The organism is Mycolicibacterium nivoides, assembly GCF_003855255.1.
Classification (GTDB): Bacteria; Actinomycetota; Actinomycetes; order Mycobacteriales; family Mycobacteriaceae; genus Mycobacterium; species Mycobacterium nivoides.
Genome location: NZ_CP034072.1, coordinates 4,142,341 through 4,160,573 on the forward strand (window position 1 = coordinate 4,142,341; position 18,233 = coordinate 4,160,573).

Below are 18,233 nucleotides of genomic sequence, written 5' to 3' on the forward strand. Positions count from 1 at the left end.
GGTCAGTCTACTAAGACGCGGATGTCGGCCGGGATCGTTAACGGCTTCGCCGCATGGCAACATGAACGCCATGAGCACAGGCGACCGCAGGGACGGCGTTCCGACGACGGTGACCTCGATTCCGCTCGTCGACCCGCATGCCCCCAAGCCGGACCCCTCGATCGGTGACCTGGTCAAGGACGCCACCGCGCAGGTATCCACCCTGCTGCGCGCCGAGGTGGAGCTGGCCAAGGCCGAGATCACCCGAGATGTGAAGAAGGGCCTGACCGGCAGCGTGTTCTTCATCGCGGCGCTGGTGGTCCTGTTCTACTCGACCTTCTTTTTCTTCTTCTTCCTGGCCGAGCTGCTCGACACCTGGCTCTGGCGCTGGGTGGCCTTCCTGATCGTGTTCGGGCTCATGGTGCTGACGACAGGGGCGCTCGCGGTGTTCGGCTTCCTGAAGGTGCGACGGATCAAGGGTCCTCAGCAGACCATCGAATCGGTCAAGGAGACACGCGAGGCACTGACGCCCGGCCACGACAAGGCCGCGCTGCCAGCTGTCCAAACCAGGCCGGCCACCGACCCGTCAGGCTGGTAATGCCCCCACCCGACCCGTCGATCACCAGGATCGAGGGGCCATGGCGGCATCTGCAGGTGCACGCCAACGGCATTCGGTTCCACGTGGTGGAGGGCGAGAGCGAAAGCCCGCAGCCCGACCGGCCGCTGGTGATCCTCCTGCACGGGTTCGGCTCGTTCTGGTGGTCGTGGCGTCACCAACTCACCGCACTGCCCGGCGCCCGGGTCGTGGCGGTCGACCTGCGTGGCTACGGCGACAGCGACAAACCACCACGCGGTTACGACGGCTGGACCCTGGCCGGGGACACCGCCGGGCTGGTGCGCGCGCTGGGGCACAAGACGGCGACGCTGGTCGGGCACGCCGACGGCGGCCTGGTGTGCTGGGCGACGGCCGTGCTGCATCCGCGCGTGGTCGACGCGATCGCCCTCGTCAGCTCACCGCATCCGGTGGCGCTGCGGGCCTCCACGTTGACCCGCCGTGACCAGGGCCGGGCCCTGTTGCCGTCGATGCTGCGCTATCAGGTGCCCGCGTGGCCCGAACACGCGCTGACCCGGCATGACGGCGCCGAGCTGGAACGCCTGGTCCGCGGCCGGGCCGGTGCCAAATGGCAGACCAGCCAGGACTTCTCCGACACCATCGGCCATCTGCGCCAGGCCATCCAGATTCCGGGAGCCGCGCACTGCGCGCTGGAATACCAGCGGTGGGCGGTGCGCAGCCAACTGCGCAGCGAGGGCCTGCGGTTCATGCACTCGATGAAACGCCCGATCAGCGTGCCCGTGCTGCACATGCGCGGAGACGCCGACCCGTACGTCCTCACCGACCCGGTGCACCGGACCCAGCGCTATGCACCGCACGGCCGATACGTATCGATCACGGGCGCAGGGCATTTCGGCCACGAAGAACAGCCCGAGGCGGTCAACGGGCAGCTGAGCCGTTTCCTGGCCCAGCTGCCCGCCAGGTGATCAGGAGTTGATGCACGTCCCGGTCGCCACCCGCTGGGTGTTGCCGACCTTGGCCAGCTGACGCTCGACTTCCTTGGCGGTCAGCACGAACCCGGTGTCCGCGTCGTCGACGGCCGCGCCGAACACCACGCCGAGCACCTTGCCCGCCCGGTTGATCATCGGCCCACCTGAATTGCCTTGCCGCACCGTGCCCCTGACCGTGTAGACCTCGCGGGTGACGGTGGTGCTCCGGTAGATGTCGGGTCCGTTGAGCTCGATGATCTCGCGCACGCGGGCCGGGGTGGCCAGGAAATCGCCGCCACCCGGGTAACCCATCACCACGGCGTCCGTGCCCTTCGGGGCCGGTTGTTCGGCGAACTGCAGCGGGGCGATCGGCAGATCCGGCACGTCGAGGATCGAGATGTCGGCGTTGGGGTCGTAGGACACCACGCCAGCGTCGTAGGTCTTGCCGTCGGCCTCGATGGTCACGCTGTCGGCGCCGGCCACCACGTGGGCATTGGACATCACCCGGTTGGGCGCGACCACGAATCCGCTGCCCTCCAGCACCTTCTGGCAGCTCGGCGCGATGCCGCGGATCTTGACCACGCTGGGCCGGCTCGTCGTCACGATGGGATCGGTGGCCAGCGCGGCGTCGGGGGCGTCGACGTTGACGATCGGGGTGCGGCCGAACGGTTCGAGCACATCGGGCAGCCCGGAAGTGTCCAGCAGTGCCGACAACCGGTTCGGCACCGAGCGCATCCAGTCCGGCGCCACCTTGTCGACCTCGGTGAGCACCCGCGAATTCTTCACTGCCGCAGCGAGATTGGGCTGATCCGAGGAGGTCAGCAGGCTACCCAGCAGCCAGGACGCCACCAGGACCGCGACCAGCATCAGGCTCACCCCGACCACCGAGTCCAACGCGCGGAACAGCCGGTTGCGGATGGTGCCGCGCACGGCACGGCCCAGCACCACGCCGGCGATCTCACCGATCACCACGAGCGCGAGGATCAGGAACAGCGTCGCGAACAGCTTGGTGCGGTCACCGCTCACGTGCGGGATCACGTGCGGCGCCAACAGCACGCCTGCCACCGCGCCGAGCACCACACCGATGAACGACAGCAGGGAGCCGAGCGCGCCGGAGCGCCAACCGGAGATGGCTGCGACGAAGCCGATGCCGAGGATTGCGAAATCGAGCCAGACCGAGGGTGTCATCTATATCCACTTCAACATGGGGCTTCACCGTAACCGTTGTCATGCCCGACGAGGGCCATTGCGTCATCGAGTCCGCGGACGTCCTCGGTGTTCCAGGGCTTGGCCCAGCCCGCGACGTCGAGGATCGCCGAGATGACCTGGCCGGTGAAACCCCACACCAGCATCTCGTTGAGCAGGAAGGCCGGTCCGGCGAACCGGCTGGTGTTGGCCTCGCGGTACACCATCAGCCGGTTCTCGGGGTTGATGAAGGCCCGCACCGGAACCCGCGCTACGACGGCGGTCTCGGATTCGTCGACGACGGCCACCGGGCCCGGGTCGGGCGAGTACGCCAGCACCGGGACCACATGGAACCCCGAGGGCGGGATGAACATCTTCTCCAGGGTGGCCAGCGGGTACAGCCGGCTGGTGTCGATGCCGGTCTCCTCCCACGCCTCGCGGAAGGCCGTGCCGACAGGACCCTGGTCGCCGGGATCGGTGGCGCCGCCGGGGAACGCGGCCTGCCCGGCGTGGTGGCGCAGTGTCGAGGCGCGGACCGTCACCAACAGGTCGGCGTCCTCGGGAAGCAGCGGGGGCGCGCCGTCCGGCGGGCCGGAGAACAGCACCAGCACCGCGGCGTCGCGGCGTGCGCCGGCCTGCGCGGCTTGATTGTTGGCTTCGACGATCCCGGCCAGCACGTCCTTGGGCACCCGCCGGCGGTAGGCGTCCGGCACCCGGTCGAGGTTGTCCACCAGTGGTTTGAGCCAGGCCGGGGCCGCATCCGGGAACAGCCCGTCGCGCGTCGATCTCACCCCGGGTGCTCCTATCGGCTAGAGCGGATCTTCTCGTCGACCGCCGCCGCGATCTCGTCGGCGCTGACGAACGAACGGGGGAGGGTCCCGGCCACGCTACCGTCCGCGCGCAGTACCACCGTCGCAGGCATGACGTTGGGCACCTTCAGCGCGGCCGCGACCAGTCGCCGGCCGTCCTGCAGCGTCGGCAGGTGCACTCCGAGTTCGGCCAGCCGCACCAACGCGGCCGTCTCGTTCTCGTCCTGGTGCACGGTCACCACCAGCACGTCGTCACCGACCCGGCGTTGGTATTCGGCCATCGCCGGGAGCTCGTCGGCGCACGGCCCGCACCAGTAGGCCCACAGGTTGAGCACCACGGTCCGGCCCGCGAGCGCGGACGCCACGTCGACAGGCTTCCCGTCACCGACACAGTCCAGGGTTATGCCGCGCAGCGGCCCGGAACCGGGAGCAGCGCCGGCCCCCTTGTCCTCACCGAGACAGGGCGCCAGATCCGCGCGGGCGCGAGGACCGGCCAGGGCCTCCGGGGTATCGGCGTCGCGGTGATCGCGCGACGTGGACTGCCCCGCCCCGGCCTGCGGCGCCGGCTCGTCGCGCAGTTCCATCCAGAAGGCGGTGCCCAATGCCACCAGGACCACGAGGACCACCACGGTCCAGCGGGCCGATCTACTCATCGTGCGTTCACAGCCCCGCCAACGCCAGCAGATGCTCGGTCTCGGGACCTTTGACCAGCGCGGCAGCGGTCTCCGGGTCGGTGGGCCCGAGACCGAACGACGGGCAGTCCTTGGCCAGCACGCACACCCCGCAGGCCGGCTTGCGGGCGTGACAGACCCGGCGGCCGTGGAAGATCACCCGGTGGCTGAGCAAGGTCCATTCCTTGCGTTCGATGAGCTCACCGATCGCGAACTCGACCTTGACCGGGTCCTCCTCCGTCGTCCAGTGCCAGCGGCGCACCAGCCGCCCGAAGTGGGTGTCGACGGTGATCCCCGGGATGTCGAAGGCATTGCCCAGGATGACGTTGGCGGTCTTGCGCCCCACCCCGGGCAGGGTCACCAGGTCGTCGATGTTGTCGGGCACCTCGCCGTCGAACCGGGCCACCAGCTCCTGGCCCAGCCGGATCAGCGAGTTGGTCTTGTTCCGGTAGAAGCCGGTCGGCCGGATCAGCTCCTCCATCTCGGTGCGATCGGCCTGCGCGTAGTCCAGCGCCGTGCGGTATTTGAGGAACAACGCGGGCGTCGTCAAGTTCACCCGCTTGTCGGTGCTCTGCGCCGACAAGATGGTCGCCACCGCCAGTTCCAGCGGATTGGTGAAGTCGAGCTCGCAGTAGACATGCGGAAATGCCCGGGCCAGTTCACGATTCATCCGGCGGGCCCGACGAACCAGGCCGAGGTGGGTTTCGTTGTCCCACTTCTTGGACCGGCGCGTTTTCCCAGTTGGGGCGGCAGTCGCAGTCACGTCAATCAGCGTACTGACCTCGCCGGACATTCTCCTGCGCGGACCGGTAATGATTCGTGACCCCGCTGAGACCTACGCCGTGTTAACTACTGCCTTGTGTCGTGGTTGCTGGTAGCGCTCACCCCGGGGTTGCTCATGCTGGCGGCGTTCGGGCTCGAGCGACTCGAATCGGGGTTGGACCGAAAACCGGCCCCGCCGGCGACCGTCATTCCACGCGTCAAGCCGGTGATCATCGACCTCGATAGTGAGCGTTTGCCGACGCGGTACTACGAGCCGCAGGCCATCAATACCGGGTTTCCTGCGTCTCGACCTGTCAATCGTGTGTAGCGTGGGCTAGTCGCGAAACCGCGTACCTCTAGACTGAGCAGGAAGTATCAGTAAGAGGACAACACACCCAATAGCTTAAGGGGCAACGTGGACGAGATCCTGGCCAGGGCCGGAATCTTCCAGGGCGTCGAACCGACCGCCGTTTCGGCGCTGACGAAGCAGTTGCAGCCCGTCGACTTCCCGCGCGGGCATACGGTCTTCGCCGAAGGCGAGCCCGGCGACCGCCTGTACATCATCATTTCCGGCAAGGTGAAGATCGGCCGCCGTTCGCCCGACGGTCGGGAGAACCTGCTGACCATCATGGGTCCGTCGGACATGTTCGGCGAGCTGTCGATCTTCGACCCGGGGCCCCGCACCTCGAGCGCCACCACCATCACCGAGGTGCGCGCGGTGTCGATGGACCGTGACGCGCTGCGCGCGTGGATCGCCGACCGCCCGGAGATCGCCGAGCAGCTGCTGCGCGTTCTCGCGCGCCGTCTGCGTCGCACCAACAACAACCTGGCCGACCTGATCTTCACCGACGTTCCCGGTCGCGTTGCCAAGCAGCTGCTGCAGCTGGCCCAGCGGTTCGGAACCCAGGAAGGCGGGGCGCTTCGCGTCACGCACGACCTGACGCAGGAAGAGATCGCCCAGCTCGTCGGCGCGTCGCGCGAGACCGTCAACAAGGCACTGGCCGATTTCGCCCACCGCGGCTGGATCCGGCTGGAGGGCAAGAGCGTGCTGATCAGCGACAGCGAGCGTCTCGCAAGGCGAGCCCGCTAAGCACGAAGGTAGTCCAGCTGGGCCTGCACCGACTTCTCGGCGGCATCCCACAGCTTCTGGTCGACGTCGGTGTAGACGTGCTCGACGACCTGTCGGGCCCCGGCGTCTTCTCCGAGTTCCCTCAGCGCTGCCCGTACCTGGTCCAACCGCTCCTCGCGGTGGGCCAGGTACATCGCGGTCACCGCGTGGAGATCGGGAAGGTCCGGTCCGTGCCCGGGAAGCACAGTGCGGGCGCCCAGCCCCTGCAGCCGGTGCAGGGATTCCAGGTAGTCACGCAGGCTGCCGTCCTCGGTGTCGATGACGGTGGTGCCGCGCCCCAGCACGGTGTCCGCGGTCAACACCGCGTCGTCGAGCAAGAACGACAGTGAATCGACGGTGTGCCCCGGAGTGGCCATCACCTTGATCCGCAGGCCGGCCGCATCGATCACCTCGCCGTCGGTCAATGGACCGCCCAGACCGCGCAGGAAGCCGCTGCCGACCGAGCGGACCACCGCCCCGGTGGCATCCACGAGCTTGTCGATCCCGCCGGTGTGGTCCTCGTGCTTGTGGCTGATCAACACCAGCGCGACGGTGCCCAACTCGGCGATACGCGCGATGTGGGCCTCGTCGTCGGGACCGGGGTCGACGACGACGATCTCGTCGCTGCCCGGGCCGCGCAGCACCCAGGTGTTGGTGCCCTCCAGCGTCATCAGACCCGGGTTGTCGCAGAGCAGAACGGACGCCGATACCGCGTCTGTTTCAATGACCGGCCGCAGCAGCCCGTAGGCCGGGTGTTCGGTCACGCTGTCACTCACGCGGTTTCGACGATGATCTCGACTTCGACCGGCGCGTTGCGCGGCAGTTCCGACACGCCGACGGCGGAACGCGCGTGTGCGCCTGCCTCGCCGAAGATCTCACCGAACAATTCCGAGGCGCCGTTGATGACGCCGGGCTGTCCGCTGAACCCGGGGGCGGAGGCGACGAACCCGACCACCTTGACGATCCTGACGACGGAATCGATGCCCACCAGCGCATGCACCGCCGCCAGCGCGTTGAGGCCGCAGATCCGGGCGAGCTCCTTGCCCTGCTCGGGGCTGATCTCTGCGCCCACCTTGCCGGTCGCCTGCAGCTCGCCGCCCTGGATCGGCAGCTGACCGGCGGTGTAGACCAGATTGCCGGTGCGCACCGCGGGTACGTAGGCGGCCAGCGGCGCGACCACGTCGGGCAGTTCGATACCGAGTTCGGCCAGCCGTGCCGTCACGGTCATTTCGGCCGCTTCAGGTAGGCGACGTGCTGCTCACCCGTCGGGCCCGGCAGCACGGAGACCAGCTCCCAGCCGTCCTGTCCCCACTGGTCAAGAATCTGTTTGGTGGCATGGGTCAACAACGGCACCGTGGCGTACTCCCACCGGGTTGGTTCGCTCATGGGCTGAGCTTATCGGTCGGACACACAGGCTTGGTTAGCATGCACTGGTGGCAACCACTGAGAGCGGCGCCAAACACGTCGGCTGGCCGTCGCGGCTGACCAAGGCCCGGCTGCATTTCGTAACGGGCAAGGGCGGCACCGGCAAGTCGACCGTCGCGGCGGCCCTGGCCCTGGCGCTGGCCGCAGGCGGCCGCAAGGTGCTGCTGGTCGAGGTCGAGGAGCGCCAGGGCATCGCGCAGCTGTTCGACGTGCCGCCGCTGCCGTACGAGGAAGTCAAGGTCGCCACGGCCGATGGCGGCGGTCAGGTCAACGCGCTCGCCATCGACATCGAGGCCGCGTTCCTGGAATACCTCGACATGTTCTACAACCTCGGCCTGGCCGGCCGGGCGATGCGCCGCATCGGGGCCATCGAGTTCGCGACCACCATCGCGCCCGGTCTGCGTGACGTGCTGCTCACCGGCAAGATCAAAGAGATCGTGACGCGGACCGCCAAGGACGCCAAGGGCAAGCGCGGTGTCTATGACGCCGTTGTCGTGGATTCTCCTCCCACTGGCCGTATTTCGCGGTTCCTGGACGTCACCAAGGCGGTCTCCGACCTGGCCAAGGGTGGGCCGGTGCACTCCCAGGCCGATGGCGTGGTCAAGCTGCTGCACTCCGAGCAGACCGCCATTCACCTGGTGACGCTGCTGGAAGCACTCCCGATCCAGGAGACGCTGGAGGCGATCGACGAGTTGACCGACATGGGGCTGCCGATCGGGAGCGTCATCGTCAACCGCAACATCCCGGCGTACCTGCCCGCCGGGGATCTGGCCAAGGCCGCCGAGGGCGACATCGACGCCGACGCCGTCCGCGCCGGCCTGGACAAGGCCGGAATCACGTTGGCGGACGATGATTTCGCCGGCCTGCTCACCGAGTCGATCCAGCACGCCACGCGGATCGCGGCCCGCGCCGAGAGCGCCGAACAGCTCGACGCCATCGACGTACCCCGCCTCGAATTGCCCGCGCTGGCCGACGGCGTCGACCTGGGCAGCCTGTATGAACTCGCCGAAGCACTCGAACAGCAGGGGGTCCGATAGTGAGTGCCAAACCGCCCGCCCTTGACATGCACGCGATCCTGTCCGATACCGCCAACCGCGTCGTAGTCTGCTGCGGCGCAGGCGGTGTCGGCAAGACGACCACCGCGGCCGCGATGGCCCTGCGGGCGGCTGAATACGGCCGCACCGTCGTGGTGCTCACCATCGACCCGGCCAAGCGACTGGCCCAGGCGCTGGGTATCAAGGATCTGGGCAACACCCCGCAGCGGGTTCCGCTGGCACCGGAGGTGACCGGCGAGCTGCACGCGATGATGCTGGACATGCGCCGAACATTCGACGAGATGGTGGTGCAGTACTCGGATCCCGGCCGCGCAGACGCCATTCTGGAGAACCAGTTCTACCAAACCGTCGCCACGTCGCTCGCCGGCACGCAGGAATACATGGCGATGGAGAAACTCGGCCAGCTCCTGGCCGAGGACAAGTGGGATCTGGTGGTGGTGGACACCCCGCCGTCTCGCAATGCGCTGGACTTCCTTGACGCCCCCAAGCGGTTGGGCAGCTTCATGGACAGCCGGTTGTGGCGCCTGCTGCTGGCGCCGGGGCGGGGCATCGGCAAGCTCGTCACCGGCGCGGTCGGCCTGGCCATGAAGGCCCTGTCCACCGTGCTGGGTTCGCAAATGCTTTCCGACGCAGCCGGTTTCGTTCAGGCGCTGGACGCCACGTTCGACGGTTTCCGGCAGAAGGCCGACAAGACCTACGAACTACTCAAGCGGCGCGGCACCCAGTTCGTGGTGGTGTCGGCGGCCGAGCCCGATGCGTTGCGTGAGGCGTCGTTCTTCGTCGACCGGCTCTCGAACGAGCACATGCCGCTGGCCGGGCTGATCCTGAACCGCACCCATCCCACGCTGTCCGACCTGCATGCCGAGAAGGCCGAGGAAGCCGCTGACGAGTTGGCGGCCGAGGATCCGGATTCGCTGGCCGCGGCGGTGCTGCGCATCCACGCCGACCGGGCCCACACCGCCAAGCGCGAGGTGCGGCTGCTGTCCCGCTTCACCGGGGCCAACCCGCATGTGGCGATCGTCGGCGTGCCGTCGCTGCCGTTCGATGTGTCAGATCTCGACGCGCTGCGCGCGATCGCCGATCAGATCACCGGAGAGGCGGCCGACGCCGCCTGACCGGTGTCCTCCAGATATCGGCGGATCTCGTTGCCCAGCAGCCCCATCGCCTCCAGACAGGGGTCGCGATGGTCTTCACCCCAGGCCCAGTTCGCCAGAACGGCGTAGCCCACGCGGCGTCCACTGGCAGCGTGCCCGACGCATCCGATGTCGATGCGCGCATCGGAGATGGTCCCGGTCTTGTTCCAGAGTTCGAAGCCGGCGTCGGGCTCGGTGTGGGCCAGTGGGTCCAGGCCGAATGCCCGCGCCACCATGGACAGATCGGTGTTGACGCCGAGCCATCGCCGCACCCGCTCGGACGCCGCGGCGCCGTGGATGTCACCCGCATGCAGACGTCCGACGAAGTCGCACAGTTCCGCCGCGCTGCCTGTTGAGAGGGTGAGCGGATCATCCTGGGATCGGTTCAGCCGCACCCGGTCCCGCAACCCGCTGACAGTGAACCCGAGGTCGCGGGTGGCGCGCTGGACCTCATCGAGTCCGAGCCGGCGAAGCAGCATGTTGGTGGCCATGTTGTCGCTGACCGCACCGATCAGCAGGCACAGGTCATCGATCCGGTGGTCCTGCTGCCGGAGCAGGTAGAGGATGCCGGAATCCGCCACCTGGTCCTCGGCCGTGGCGGCGACGACTTCACCGGGGTCCAGGGTCACGTCGTCGAACCGGCGTGCCACCTCGGCCAGCAGGAAGACCTTTCCCACACTCGCTGTCTTGAGCACGCGGTCGGGAGTGTGCTCCCACAAGGTCTGGCCGGTGCTCAGGTCCGTGACGCGGGCCGACCAGTTCGCCACGTCGGCCAGCCAGGACGAGGCCCAGGAGAAGAAGGCGCTCATGCCAGTTCGGCGACCTCGGCGTCGACGGGCACGCGCCCGAACCGCTTGCGCAGGACGTAGGCCACCACGACCACGACGAGGCTGAGCACGCTGGCCAGCAGCTGGACGCGCTGATCGACGTCGAACAGCATGGCAAGCAACACCAGGACGAAACACGCGATCACCACGATGGTCAGATACGGGAAGAACCACATCTTCAGCGTCAGCCTGGACGGGTCTTCACGTTCGATGGCCCGGCGCACCCGCAGTTCGGAGATGCCGATCATGATGTACATGAAGATCGCGACCACGCCGCACGAGTTCACCAGGAACAGGAACAGTGAATCGGGAGCGATGTAGGCGAGCACCACTGAGATCCAGCCGATGACCGTGCTGGCCAGTACGGCCCGGGTCGGTACGCCGCGGGAGTTGGTGCGCACCAACCACTCCGGCGCGTCGCCGTGTGACGCGAGGACCCGCAGCATGCGCGAGGACGTGTAGATCGACGAGTTCAGCACCGAGAGCACCGCGGTGAGGATGACGAAGTTCATGATCGCGCCGGCACCGGGAATCTCCAGTTTGTCCAGCGCGGCCACATACGGGCTGGACAGCACCGATGCGTCGTTCCACGGCAGGATGCACACGACGAGGAAGATCGACCCGACGTAGAACAGGATGATCCGCCAGATGACTCCGGTGGTGGCCCTGGCCACCGACTTCGCGGGCTCGGTGCTCTCCGCGGCTGCGATGGTGACGATCTCGGCTCCGCCGAAGGCGAAGATCACCACCACCACGGCGCCCAGGATCGCCCCGACGCCGTTGGGCGCGAAGCCGCCGTGGGACACCAGATTGCTCAGTCCGCTGGTATCGCCCGGCCACAACCCCAGGACCCACAGCAGGCCCAGCACGATGAAGGACACGATGGCGGCGACCTTGATGCCGGAGAACCAGAACTCGAATTCGCCGAACCACCGCACCGAGATCAGGTTGGTCACGGTCATCACGGCCATCAAAAGCATGGCCATGAGCCACAGCGGCAAACCGACCCAGACGGACAGGATCTTCGCCCCGGCAACGGCTTCCACCGCGATGATGATCACGTAGTAGTACCAGTACAACCAGCCGAGGGTGAAGCCCGCCCACGGCCCGATCCCCATCCGGGCGTAGTCGGCGAACGCACCGGTCCTCGGCTTTGCGACCACCATCTCGCCCAGCATGCGCAGGGTGCACAACACCAGCGCACCGGCCAGAACGTAGGACAGGATCGCGGCGGGGCCGGCGGTCTTGATGACCGCACCGCTACCGACGAACAGCCCGGCACCGATGGCACCGCCGATCGCGATCATCGTCATGTGTCTCGTTTTGAGCGACCTGGCCAGGCCGGAGCGGGGTTCGTCGGTGGAGGACGACTGGGATGTCGATTCGAGCATGTGGGCGGTCGCAATCAGTCGGAGGGTCAGGCGGACGGGAGCAGAGGCAACGGCACAAGAGACGGTTCGCCGGCCTCGGTGACGATCTGTTCGATCGTCTGGGCCCGACGGGCAAGCGACCAGCGTCGGTCGCCCTCGGCGTCGGTCCCCACGGTGTACACCGCGGGTCGGGGCAGCGCGTTGTACGAGAAGTGGGTGGAGAAGTAGTAGCCGCCGGTATCCGGAACGGCCACCAGGTCTCCCCCGCGGATGAACGGCAATTCGCGGCCGACGGCAAGCATGTCACCGGTGAAGCAGGCGGGCCCGGCCACGTCCTGTACTCGCATACCGCCGTCCCGGCGCCGCCCCTGCCGGTCGTAGATCTCGACCCGCAACGGCCACGCCTCGGGCGCGAAGATCGTGCGGGTGGCCACCTGCACACCGGCGTGGGTGATGGCGATCGGCCGGCCGCCGGTGACTTTCGTGTACTCGACGCGGGCGACGATGGTGCCGGCCTTGGCCGTCAGCGCCCGCCCGAACTCGGTCACCAAGGCGTACGTGCCGTCGAACAGTTGCGGCACCGCAGCCTCCAGCGCGGCGCGGTGATCGGCGAAACTTGGTGTGATGTCGTCGGATTCGAAGTTGACCGGCAATCCTCCGCCGATGTCGATCCGCTGGATCTGCCGGACGCCGACCCGTGCGGTGATCTCGGCGGCGAGCTCTGCCACCAGCCGTACGCCCTCGGCGGCGTGCGCGAGGCTCATGCCCTGCGATCCGCTGTGCACGTGCAGCTGGGTCAACCAGGGCCGGTCCGCAAAGGCGTCGACGATTTCGTCGCGATGGTCGGCCAGCCCGATCCCGAACTTGGAGGTGGTGGTGGCCGTGCTCATGGCGCCGATGGTGCCTGCGCCGGTCTGGGGATTCAGCCTCATCCCGATGACCGACCGATGCCCTTCCACCCGGGCGATCGCCTGATCGACCCGCGCCAGCTCCTCGAAGTTGTCGATGTTGAACGAGACCCCCAGTGCGAGGGCCCGCTCTATCTCGGTCGTGGTCTTGGCCGGAGAGTCGAACACGATGCGTTCTGCCGGGAAGCCCGCGGCCAGCGCCAGTTCGAGCTCACCGGGGCTGGCCACCTCGCATCCGAATCCCGCCTGGGCGAAACGCGCGAGCACCGGGCGCAGGGTGATCGCCTTGGCCGCGATGGTGTGCAACGCCGGCATGCTCGGCGGGTACGCCTCGGTCAGCGACCGCATCAGTTCATCGAGGGTGTCCAGGTCGATGACGCCGCACATCGGGTACAGGTCACCGATGAATCCCTGCCGAACCACACCGGCCACAATTTCGCCGCGCCGGCGCAGGAGCGTGTCCGGACCCGGCAGTGGTTGCCCGGTACGCAGTGGTGCATCAATCACAGATAAACCCTATGAACTCAGCCGTTGGTGGGGAGAGCCATGCGGGCTGAGGAATTTCGCGCGGATCTTCGTCGGATTCGGAGGAATCCCCCGAGACCCTGATGGCGGTATCTCCGAAATGCACTAACCGGATCCACGTTTCTTGTCGATGTCGACGGGCGGGTGGCCCGTGCGGACCTCACCGCGTCGTTCCCACACCAGCAGCCCCAGCGACGTGCGGAGCCGGGCAGCCGCCGATTGCAGGTCGATACCGGAGACCACACGGATCCGGTCCAGTCGGTACCGCAGCGAATTGGCGTGGATGCCCAGTTCGCGGGCCGCCCCGCTCAGATTGCCCGGGTGGTCGAGCACGGCCGCGACGGTGTCGATGAACGCGGTGCCGTGGTCGGTGTCGTGCCGGCGCAGGGCAGACAGCGGTTCGGCGATCGTGTCGGCCATCGGATCGAGCAGATCAGCCACCCGAACCAGGGTCAGCGCGTCCTGCACGTCGGCAGCGGTGAGCACAGGCCGCGGATCGCGCGGCTGGTGTGCGACGTCGAGTGCGGCTGCGTCGAGGACCTGACGGGCGACGATCGCGGAATTCCGCAAGTAGGCGATGGCGTCGACGACGGGACCGACCGCGACCGGGCCGGCGTGCGCAGCCGAGACCCGGGTCAAGTGCCTCGACAGGTTGTCAGCCAGATCCGCCTCGGCGGACTCGTCGTCCAGCACCGGGAGCACGGCGAGCAGATCGTCCCCGACCCGCGCCGTCCGGGCGCCGGCCCGCAGCGCCTGAACATGGAACATCAGGGAGCGCGACGCGGGCGTATCGGAGCCCAGCGCGACCACTGCATGTCTGCTGTCCGGTTGCAGCCCGAGCAACGCCGCCGGGACTCCGGGATCCACCCCACGCGAGAGCAGGTCGACCAGAGCCGACTCCTGGAGCCGGCGTTCGTATTGGTCGCGGTGGACTTCTCGCAGCATCATCGCCGCGGCGGTCTGACGCACCTGCAGCAGCAGCTGCCGTAGTTCTTCGCGATCGGTGTCGTCGTCCAACGCCGCCCAGATCGTGCCGAGCGTTTCGGTGCCCGATTTCATCGCGACCACCATGCGGGCCGGGTCGTCATCCTCGGCATTGCGCACGACCACGTCATCGGATCGCCAGACCGCAGGCAAGAACCCGGTGGACATCAGCCGCTCGACCCGCCACGCGGGTACCGCGCCACCCAGGATCGTCTGGTTCCGGATCGGGTCGACACCCGGTCCGACGACGGCGTACGCCAGGACCCGGGAATCCAGATCCTCGATCGTCACCGGAGCGCCGGTCTGGCTGCTGATCCAACGGGCCAGGGCCTGCAGGTTGTCCACCTGCGGGGCCGGGCTGACGATGCGGCCCGCACCGAGCAGCCGGACCAGGACCCGGAACAGCTCGCTCCAGCCCACCCATGGCGAACGCCGGAACAGTCTGGTGGAGTGGCTGGGCAACATCGACACGTCGGTCGTCGCGTCGGGTGGAAGCACAACGGCCGCAGCGGTTCCCACCTCATCGAGCAACGACCCGAGCGCGAAGCGGTCCTCGATGCGAGTGCTGACGAACACGATGGTGCCGGTGTAGTCCGCCGGGGTGCCGGGCTCGTGCAGGGCAACGTCGCTCAACAACGGATCGTCGCCGGTTTCCGCCGCGGGCAGCGGTATCAGCATGCCGGCGGCACCAGAAACCATCGCCGACAACGGAAGAACGCTGGCAGGCTCACTCACTGCTGCTGATTACCATGTGCCACAACCGAATACACTACCGTCGGCCGCACTTTGGCGCGCGCGGGCCAGTGAGCCCGCGTAAGGACACGGAGGCTAGACCGCGCTACGGTGGTGCTTGCGCTGGGCTGCGAAGAACTCGGACCAGGAGATGACTTCGGGATGCTGTTTGAGCAGGGCACGACGCTGACGTTCGGTCATCCCGCCCCAGACTCCGAACTCCACGCGATTGTCGAGTGCATCGGCACCGCATTCGAGAATCACCGGGCAGTGCCTGCAGATCACCGCGGCTTTGCGTTGTGCGGCACCGCGGACGAACAATTCGTCCGGATCGGCCTGACGGCACCTCGCCTGCGAAACCCAGGCGATCCGGGCTTCGCCCTCGCCTCGGTGGACCAGGTTGGCGGCTGGGGCGGAAGCGTTCATCTTGTCTGCGACAGTTCGTGTACCTGACACCAGCGATCCCTTCGTTCCAGCCATCTCCCCAGATGGCAGGCTTCGAACCTTCCGGTGTAGAACGCCGTTGCGATCTACGCCACATTGCGCCAGCCTGTGTTACCTGGATCGCACTGTGTGTCCAAGCTAGGTGGTCAGAGGGTATTAACGCAACAGTTTGCGAACCACTTTTTTGGGACGGCCGTGCCGTCTGACCCGCTTTCGGGCGCACCGCGGTATTTCTGCAGGCAAGCGCGATATGCCGGTGAGTCCCGCTCGCGGGAAGCCCGCCTCAACGAGATAGCTACTCTGTACCCATGCCGGAGCCGCCGACACGACCGCCCGCGCAGCCACCCCAAGCGGTCACCATCATCAAACTCGCATGGTGCTGCCTGCTGGCCAGCGTGTTGGTGGCCACGTTCATGTTCCCTGTCGTGGGTGGATTCGGCCTGATGTCCAACCGGGCCTCCGACGTGGTGGCCAACGGCTCGGCCGCCCTGGTGGACGGCGAGGTTCCGCAGGTCTCGACGATGGTCGACGCCAAGGGCAACACCATCGCGTGGCTGTATTCACAGCGCCGCTTCGAGGTGCCCAGCGATCAGATCGCCAACACCATGAAGCTCGCCCTGGTCTCGATCGAGGACAAGCGGTTCGCCGAGCACAACGGTGTGGACTGGCAGGGCACGCTCACTGGCCTGACCGGATACATGCGCGGCGACTCGGACACCCGCGGCGGTTCGACCATCGAGCAGCAGTACGTAAAGAACTACCAGCTGCTCGTCGTCGCCCAGACCGATGCCGAGCGCCGTGCCGCGATCGAGACCACACCGGCCCGCAAACTGCGTGAGATCCGGATGGCCCTGACGCTGGACAAGACGTTCACCAAGCCCGAGATCCTGACGCGCTACCTCAACCTGGTCTCGTTCGGCAACGGCGCGTTCGGCGTTCAGGACGCCGCACAGACCTATTTCGGTGTCAACGCCTCCGAGCTGAACTGGCAGCAGGCCGCCCTGCTCGCCGGCATGGTGCAGTCCACCAGCGCGCTCAATCCCTATACCAATCCCGACGGCGCCCTGGCCCGGCGGAACCTGGTGCTGGACACCATGATCGACAACATCCCTCAGGAGGCCGAGGCGCTGCGGGCCGCCAAGCAGCAGCCGCTGGGCATCCTGCCGCAACCCAACGAGCTGCCCCGCGGCTGCATCGCAGCCGGAGACCGGGCGTTCTTCTGCGATTACGCACTGGAGTATCTGGCCCGCGCCGGCCTGTCCAAGGAACAGGTCGCCAAGGGCGGTTATTTGATCAAGACCACGCTGGACCCGGATGTGCAGGGCTCGGTGAAGTCGGCGATCGACAGCATCGCCCGGCCGGATGCCCCCGGTGTCGCCAGCGTCATGAGCGTGATCAAGCCGGGTAAGGAATCTCATCCGGTCCTGGCGATGGGCAGCAATCGCACCTACGGCCTGAACACCGATGCCGGCGAGACCATGCAGCCGCAGCCGTTCTCGCTCGTCGGCGACGGCGCCGGGTCGATCTTCAAGATCTTCACCACGGCCGCGGCCATGGACATGGGGATGGGCATCAACACCCAGCTTCCGGTGCCCGGCTTCTTCCAGGCCAAGGGGCTGGGCAGCAGCGACACCCCGGGATGCCCGAAGGAAACCTGGTGCGTGAAGAACGCCGGCGGTTACCGGGGCTCGATGAGCGTCACCGATGCCCTGGCCACTTCGCCCAATACCGCCTTCGCCAAGCTCATCTCGCAGATCGGCGTGCAGCGGTCGGTCGACATGGCGGTCAAGCTGGGGCTGCGGTCCTACGCGTTGCCCGGCACCGCCCGCGACTACGACCCGGAGAGCAACGAGAGCCTCGCCGACTTCGTCAAGCGCCAGAACATCGGCTCGTTCACGCTGGGCCCCATCGAGGTCAACGCGCTCGAGTTGTCGAACGTGGCGGCCACGCTGGCCTCGGGCGGGACCTGGTGCCCGCCCAACCCGATCGGCCAGGTGCTCGACCGGCACGGCAATGAGGTGTCGGTGACCACCGAGACGTGCGAGCAGGCGGTGCCCGAAGGTCTGGCCAACACCCTGGCCAACGCGATGAGCAAGGACGACCAGGCCGGCGGTACCGCCTCCGGGTCGGCCGGTTCGGTGGGCTGGGATCTGCCGATGTCGGGCAAGACCGGCACCACCGAGGCGCACCGCTCGTCGGGCTTCCTGGGCTTCACCAACCAGTACGCGGCGGCCAACTACATCTATGACGATTCCACCACCCCCGGCGAGCTGTGCTCGTTCCCGCTGCGCCAGTGCGGGGACGGCGACCTGTTCGGCGGCAACGAGCCGGCCCGCACCTGGTTCACCGCGCTGAAGCCGATCGCCAACAACTTCGGGCCGGTCGCCCTGCCGCCGACCGATCCCCGCTATGTCGACGGCGGCCCCGGCTCAGTGGTGCCCACCGTGAACGGCCTGGACGAGACGGCCGCGCGCCAGCGGCTCAAGGAGTCCGGATTCCAGGTGGCCGACGGCGCCGCCTCGGTCAACAGCAGCTCGCGCTACGGCACCGTGGTCGGCACTTCGCCCGCCGGGCAGACGATTCCGGGCTCGATCATCACCATCCAGATCAGCAACGGGATCCCGCCGGCCCCGCCGCCGCCCCCGGTGGCGTTCCCGTTCCCGGGTGGCCCGCCGCCGGAGATCGGTCAGACAGTGGTCGAGATCCCCGGGCTGCCTCCGATCACCGTGCCGGTGCTCGGGCCTCCGCCACCCCCGTGACGGCCGGATCGCAGT

Annotated in this window: 18 protein-coding genes; 6 read left to right on the forward strand and 12 right to left on the reverse strand. The window is 67.6% G+C overall.

Annotation, left to right across the window (positions count from 1 at the left end; translation table 11 throughout):
- The first annotated feature begins 70 nt into the window (after positions 1–70).
- Together EH231_RS20200 and EH231_RS20205 are read left to right on the forward strand one after the other, a co-directional pair.
- Positions 71–577, forward strand: a complete 507-nt coding sequence (locus EH231_RS20200) for a phage holin family protein (RefSeq protein WP_090430835.1) — start codon at positions 71–73, stop codon at positions 575–577.
- A complete protein-coding gene (locus EH231_RS20205) occupies positions 577–1,518 on the forward strand; it encodes an alpha/beta fold hydrolase (protein WP_124713167.1) in 942 nt (313 codons plus the stop codon). The genes EH231_RS20200 and EH231_RS20205 overlap by 1 nt, the downstream gene beginning before the upstream one ends.
- Here the strand turns inward: EH231_RS20205 and marP are convergent, their stop codons facing one another.
- From marP to nth, 4 genes are read right to left on the reverse strand one after another with little or no spacing between them, the layout of a single operon-like run.
- Positions 1,519–2,709, reverse strand: coding sequence for an acid resistance serine protease MarP (gene marP, locus EH231_RS20210; protein ID WP_090430325.1), 1,191 nt, complete (start codon positions 2,707–2,709; stop codon positions 1,519–1,521).
- Positions 2,710–2,720: 11 nt separating this feature from the next.
- Positions 2,721–3,497 carry an NUDIX hydrolase gene (locus EH231_RS20215; RefSeq protein WP_090430323.1) on the reverse strand — a complete coding sequence of 259 codons (777 nt, stop codon included), beginning with the start codon at positions 3,495–3,497 and terminating at the stop codon, positions 2,721–2,723.
- Positions 3,498–3,508: 11 nt separating this feature from the next.
- Complete coding sequence (locus EH231_RS20220) at positions 3,509–4,168, reverse strand: TlpA family protein disulfide reductase (protein ID WP_124713168.1); 660 nt, start codon at positions 4,166–4,168, stop codon at positions 3,509–3,511.
- Between the two features lie 7 nt (positions 4,169–4,175).
- Positions 4,176–4,949: an endonuclease III gene (nth, locus tag EH231_RS20225; protein ID WP_124713169.1), complete on the reverse strand. Its 774-nt coding sequence runs from the start codon at positions 4,947–4,949 to the stop codon at positions 4,176–4,178.
- Between the two features lie 414 nt (positions 4,950–5,363).
- Between nth and crp the strand changes: the two genes are divergently transcribed.
- Positions 5,364–6,038 carry a cAMP-activated global transcriptional regulator CRP gene (crp, locus tag EH231_RS20235; protein WP_003883807.1) on the forward strand — a complete coding sequence of 225 codons (675 nt, stop codon included), beginning with the start codon at positions 5,364–5,366 and terminating at the stop codon, positions 6,036–6,038.
- Here crp and EH231_RS20240 read toward each other — a convergent pair.
- The 3 genes from EH231_RS20240 to EH231_RS20250 are packed head-to-tail and all read right to left on the reverse strand — an operon-like array spanning position 6,035 to position 7,442.
- Entirely contained in the window at positions 6,035–6,832 is a 798-nt protein-coding gene (locus EH231_RS20240; RefSeq protein ID WP_124713170.1) for an MBL fold metallo-hydrolase, read from the reverse strand. The genes crp and EH231_RS20240 overlap by 4 nt on opposite strands.
- Complete coding sequence (locus tag EH231_RS20245) at positions 6,829–7,284, reverse strand: RidA family protein (protein ID WP_090430316.1); 456 nt, start codon at positions 7,282–7,284, stop codon at positions 6,829–6,831. Before EH231_RS20245 ends, EH231_RS20240 begins: the two co-directional genes overlap by 4 nt.
- A complete protein-coding gene (locus EH231_RS20250) occupies positions 7,281–7,442 on the reverse strand; it encodes a Sp36 family protein (protein ID WP_075908995.1) in 162 nt (53 codons plus the stop codon). Before EH231_RS20250 ends, EH231_RS20245 begins: the two co-directional genes overlap by 4 nt.
- A gap of 44 nt (positions 7,443–7,486) precedes the next feature.
- On the opposite strand from EH231_RS20250, the gene bagA reads away from it, so the two are divergent.
- Positions 7,487–8,518 (forward strand): ATPase BagA, encoded by a 1,032-nt coding sequence (bagA, locus tag EH231_RS20255; protein ID WP_164481227.1) that lies wholly within the window; start codon positions 7,487–7,489, stop codon positions 8,516–8,518.
- Positions 8,518–9,651 carry an ATPase BagB gene (bagB, locus tag EH231_RS20260; RefSeq protein WP_090430312.1) on the forward strand — a complete coding sequence of 378 codons (1,134 nt, stop codon included), beginning with the start codon at positions 8,518–8,520 and terminating at the stop codon, positions 9,649–9,651. The genes bagA and bagB overlap by 1 nt, the downstream gene beginning before the upstream one ends.
- Here bagB and EH231_RS20265 read toward each other — a convergent pair.
- The 5 genes from EH231_RS20265 to EH231_RS20285 all read right to left on the reverse strand — a co-directional run bounded on the left by EH231_RS20265 (position 9,618) and on the right by EH231_RS20285 (position 15,441).
- Positions 9,618–10,478: a serine hydrolase gene (locus EH231_RS20265; RefSeq protein WP_090430310.1), complete on the reverse strand. Its 861-nt coding sequence runs from the start codon at positions 10,476–10,478 to the stop codon at positions 9,618–9,620. The genes bagB and EH231_RS20265 overlap by 34 nt on opposite strands.
- Complete coding sequence (locus EH231_RS20270) at positions 10,475–11,809, reverse strand: amino acid permease (RefSeq protein ID WP_241177777.1); 1,335 nt, start codon at positions 11,807–11,809, stop codon at positions 10,475–10,477. The genes EH231_RS20265 and EH231_RS20270 overlap by 4 nt, the downstream gene beginning before the upstream one ends.
- 104 nt (positions 11,810–11,913) lie before the next feature.
- Positions 11,914–13,281, reverse strand: a complete 1,368-nt coding sequence (locus tag EH231_RS20275; RefSeq protein WP_090430305.1) for a type III PLP-dependent enzyme domain-containing protein — start codon at positions 13,279–13,281, stop codon at positions 11,914–11,916.
- Between the two features lie 123 nt (positions 13,282–13,404).
- Complete coding sequence (locus EH231_RS20280; RefSeq protein ID WP_124713172.1) at positions 13,405–15,018, reverse strand: PucR family transcriptional regulator; 1,614 nt, start codon at positions 15,016–15,018, stop codon at positions 13,405–13,407.
- A gap of 93 nt (positions 15,019–15,111) precedes the next feature.
- Positions 15,112–15,441, reverse strand: coding sequence for a WhiB family transcriptional regulator (locus tag EH231_RS20285; RefSeq protein WP_090430830.1), 330 nt, complete (start codon positions 15,439–15,441; stop codon positions 15,112–15,114).
- 326 nt (positions 15,442–15,767) lie between these two features.
- On the opposite strand from EH231_RS20285, the gene ponA2 reads away from it, so the two are divergent.
- A complete protein-coding gene (gene ponA2 / locus EH231_RS20290; protein WP_164480960.1) occupies positions 15,768–18,218 on the forward strand; it encodes a transglycosylase/D,D-transpeptidase PonA2 in 2,451 nt (816 codons plus the stop codon).
- Positions 18,219–18,233 lie beyond the last annotated feature (15 nt).

Excerpts from the sequence above, each read along its gene's own strand:
- EH231_RS20200 (WP_090430835.1), top strand. The coding sequence starts at position 71 with ATGAGCACAGGCGACCGCAGGGACGGCGTTCCGACGACGGTGACCTCG.
- EH231_RS20205 (WP_124713167.1), top strand. The coding sequence starts at position 577 with ATGCCCCCACCCGACCCGTCGATCACCAGGATCGAGGGGCCATGGCGG.
- marP (WP_090430325.1), bottom strand. The coding sequence starts at position 2,709 with ATGACACCCTCGGTCTGGCTCGATTTCGCAATCCTCGGCATCGGCTTC.
- EH231_RS20220 (WP_124713168.1), bottom strand. The coding sequence starts at position 4,168 with ATGAGTAGATCGGCCCGCTGGACCGTGGTGGTCCTCGTGGTCCTGGTG.
- EH231_RS20245 (WP_090430316.1), bottom strand. The coding sequence starts at position 7,284 with ATGACCGTGACGGCACGGCTGGCCGAACTCGGTATCGAACTGCCCGAC.
- EH231_RS20250 (WP_075908995.1), bottom strand. The coding sequence starts at position 7,442 with ATGAGCGAACCAACCCGGTGGGAGTACGCCACGGTGCCGTTGTTGACC.
- EH231_RS20265 (WP_090430310.1), bottom strand. The coding sequence starts at position 10,478 with ATGAGCGCCTTCTTCTCCTGGGCCTCGTCCTGGCTGGCCGACGTGGCG.
- EH231_RS20270 (WP_241177777.1), bottom strand. The coding sequence starts at position 11,809 with ATGACGATGATCGCGATCGGCGGTGCCATCGGTGCCGGGCTGTTCGTC.
- EH231_RS20285 (WP_090430830.1), bottom strand. The coding sequence starts at position 15,441 with ATGAACGCTTCCGCCCCAGCCGCCAACCTGGTCCACCGAGGCGAGGGC.
- ponA2 (WP_164480960.1), top strand. The coding sequence starts at position 15,768 with ATGCCGGAGCCGCCGACACGACCGCCCGCGCAGCCACCCCAAGCGGTC.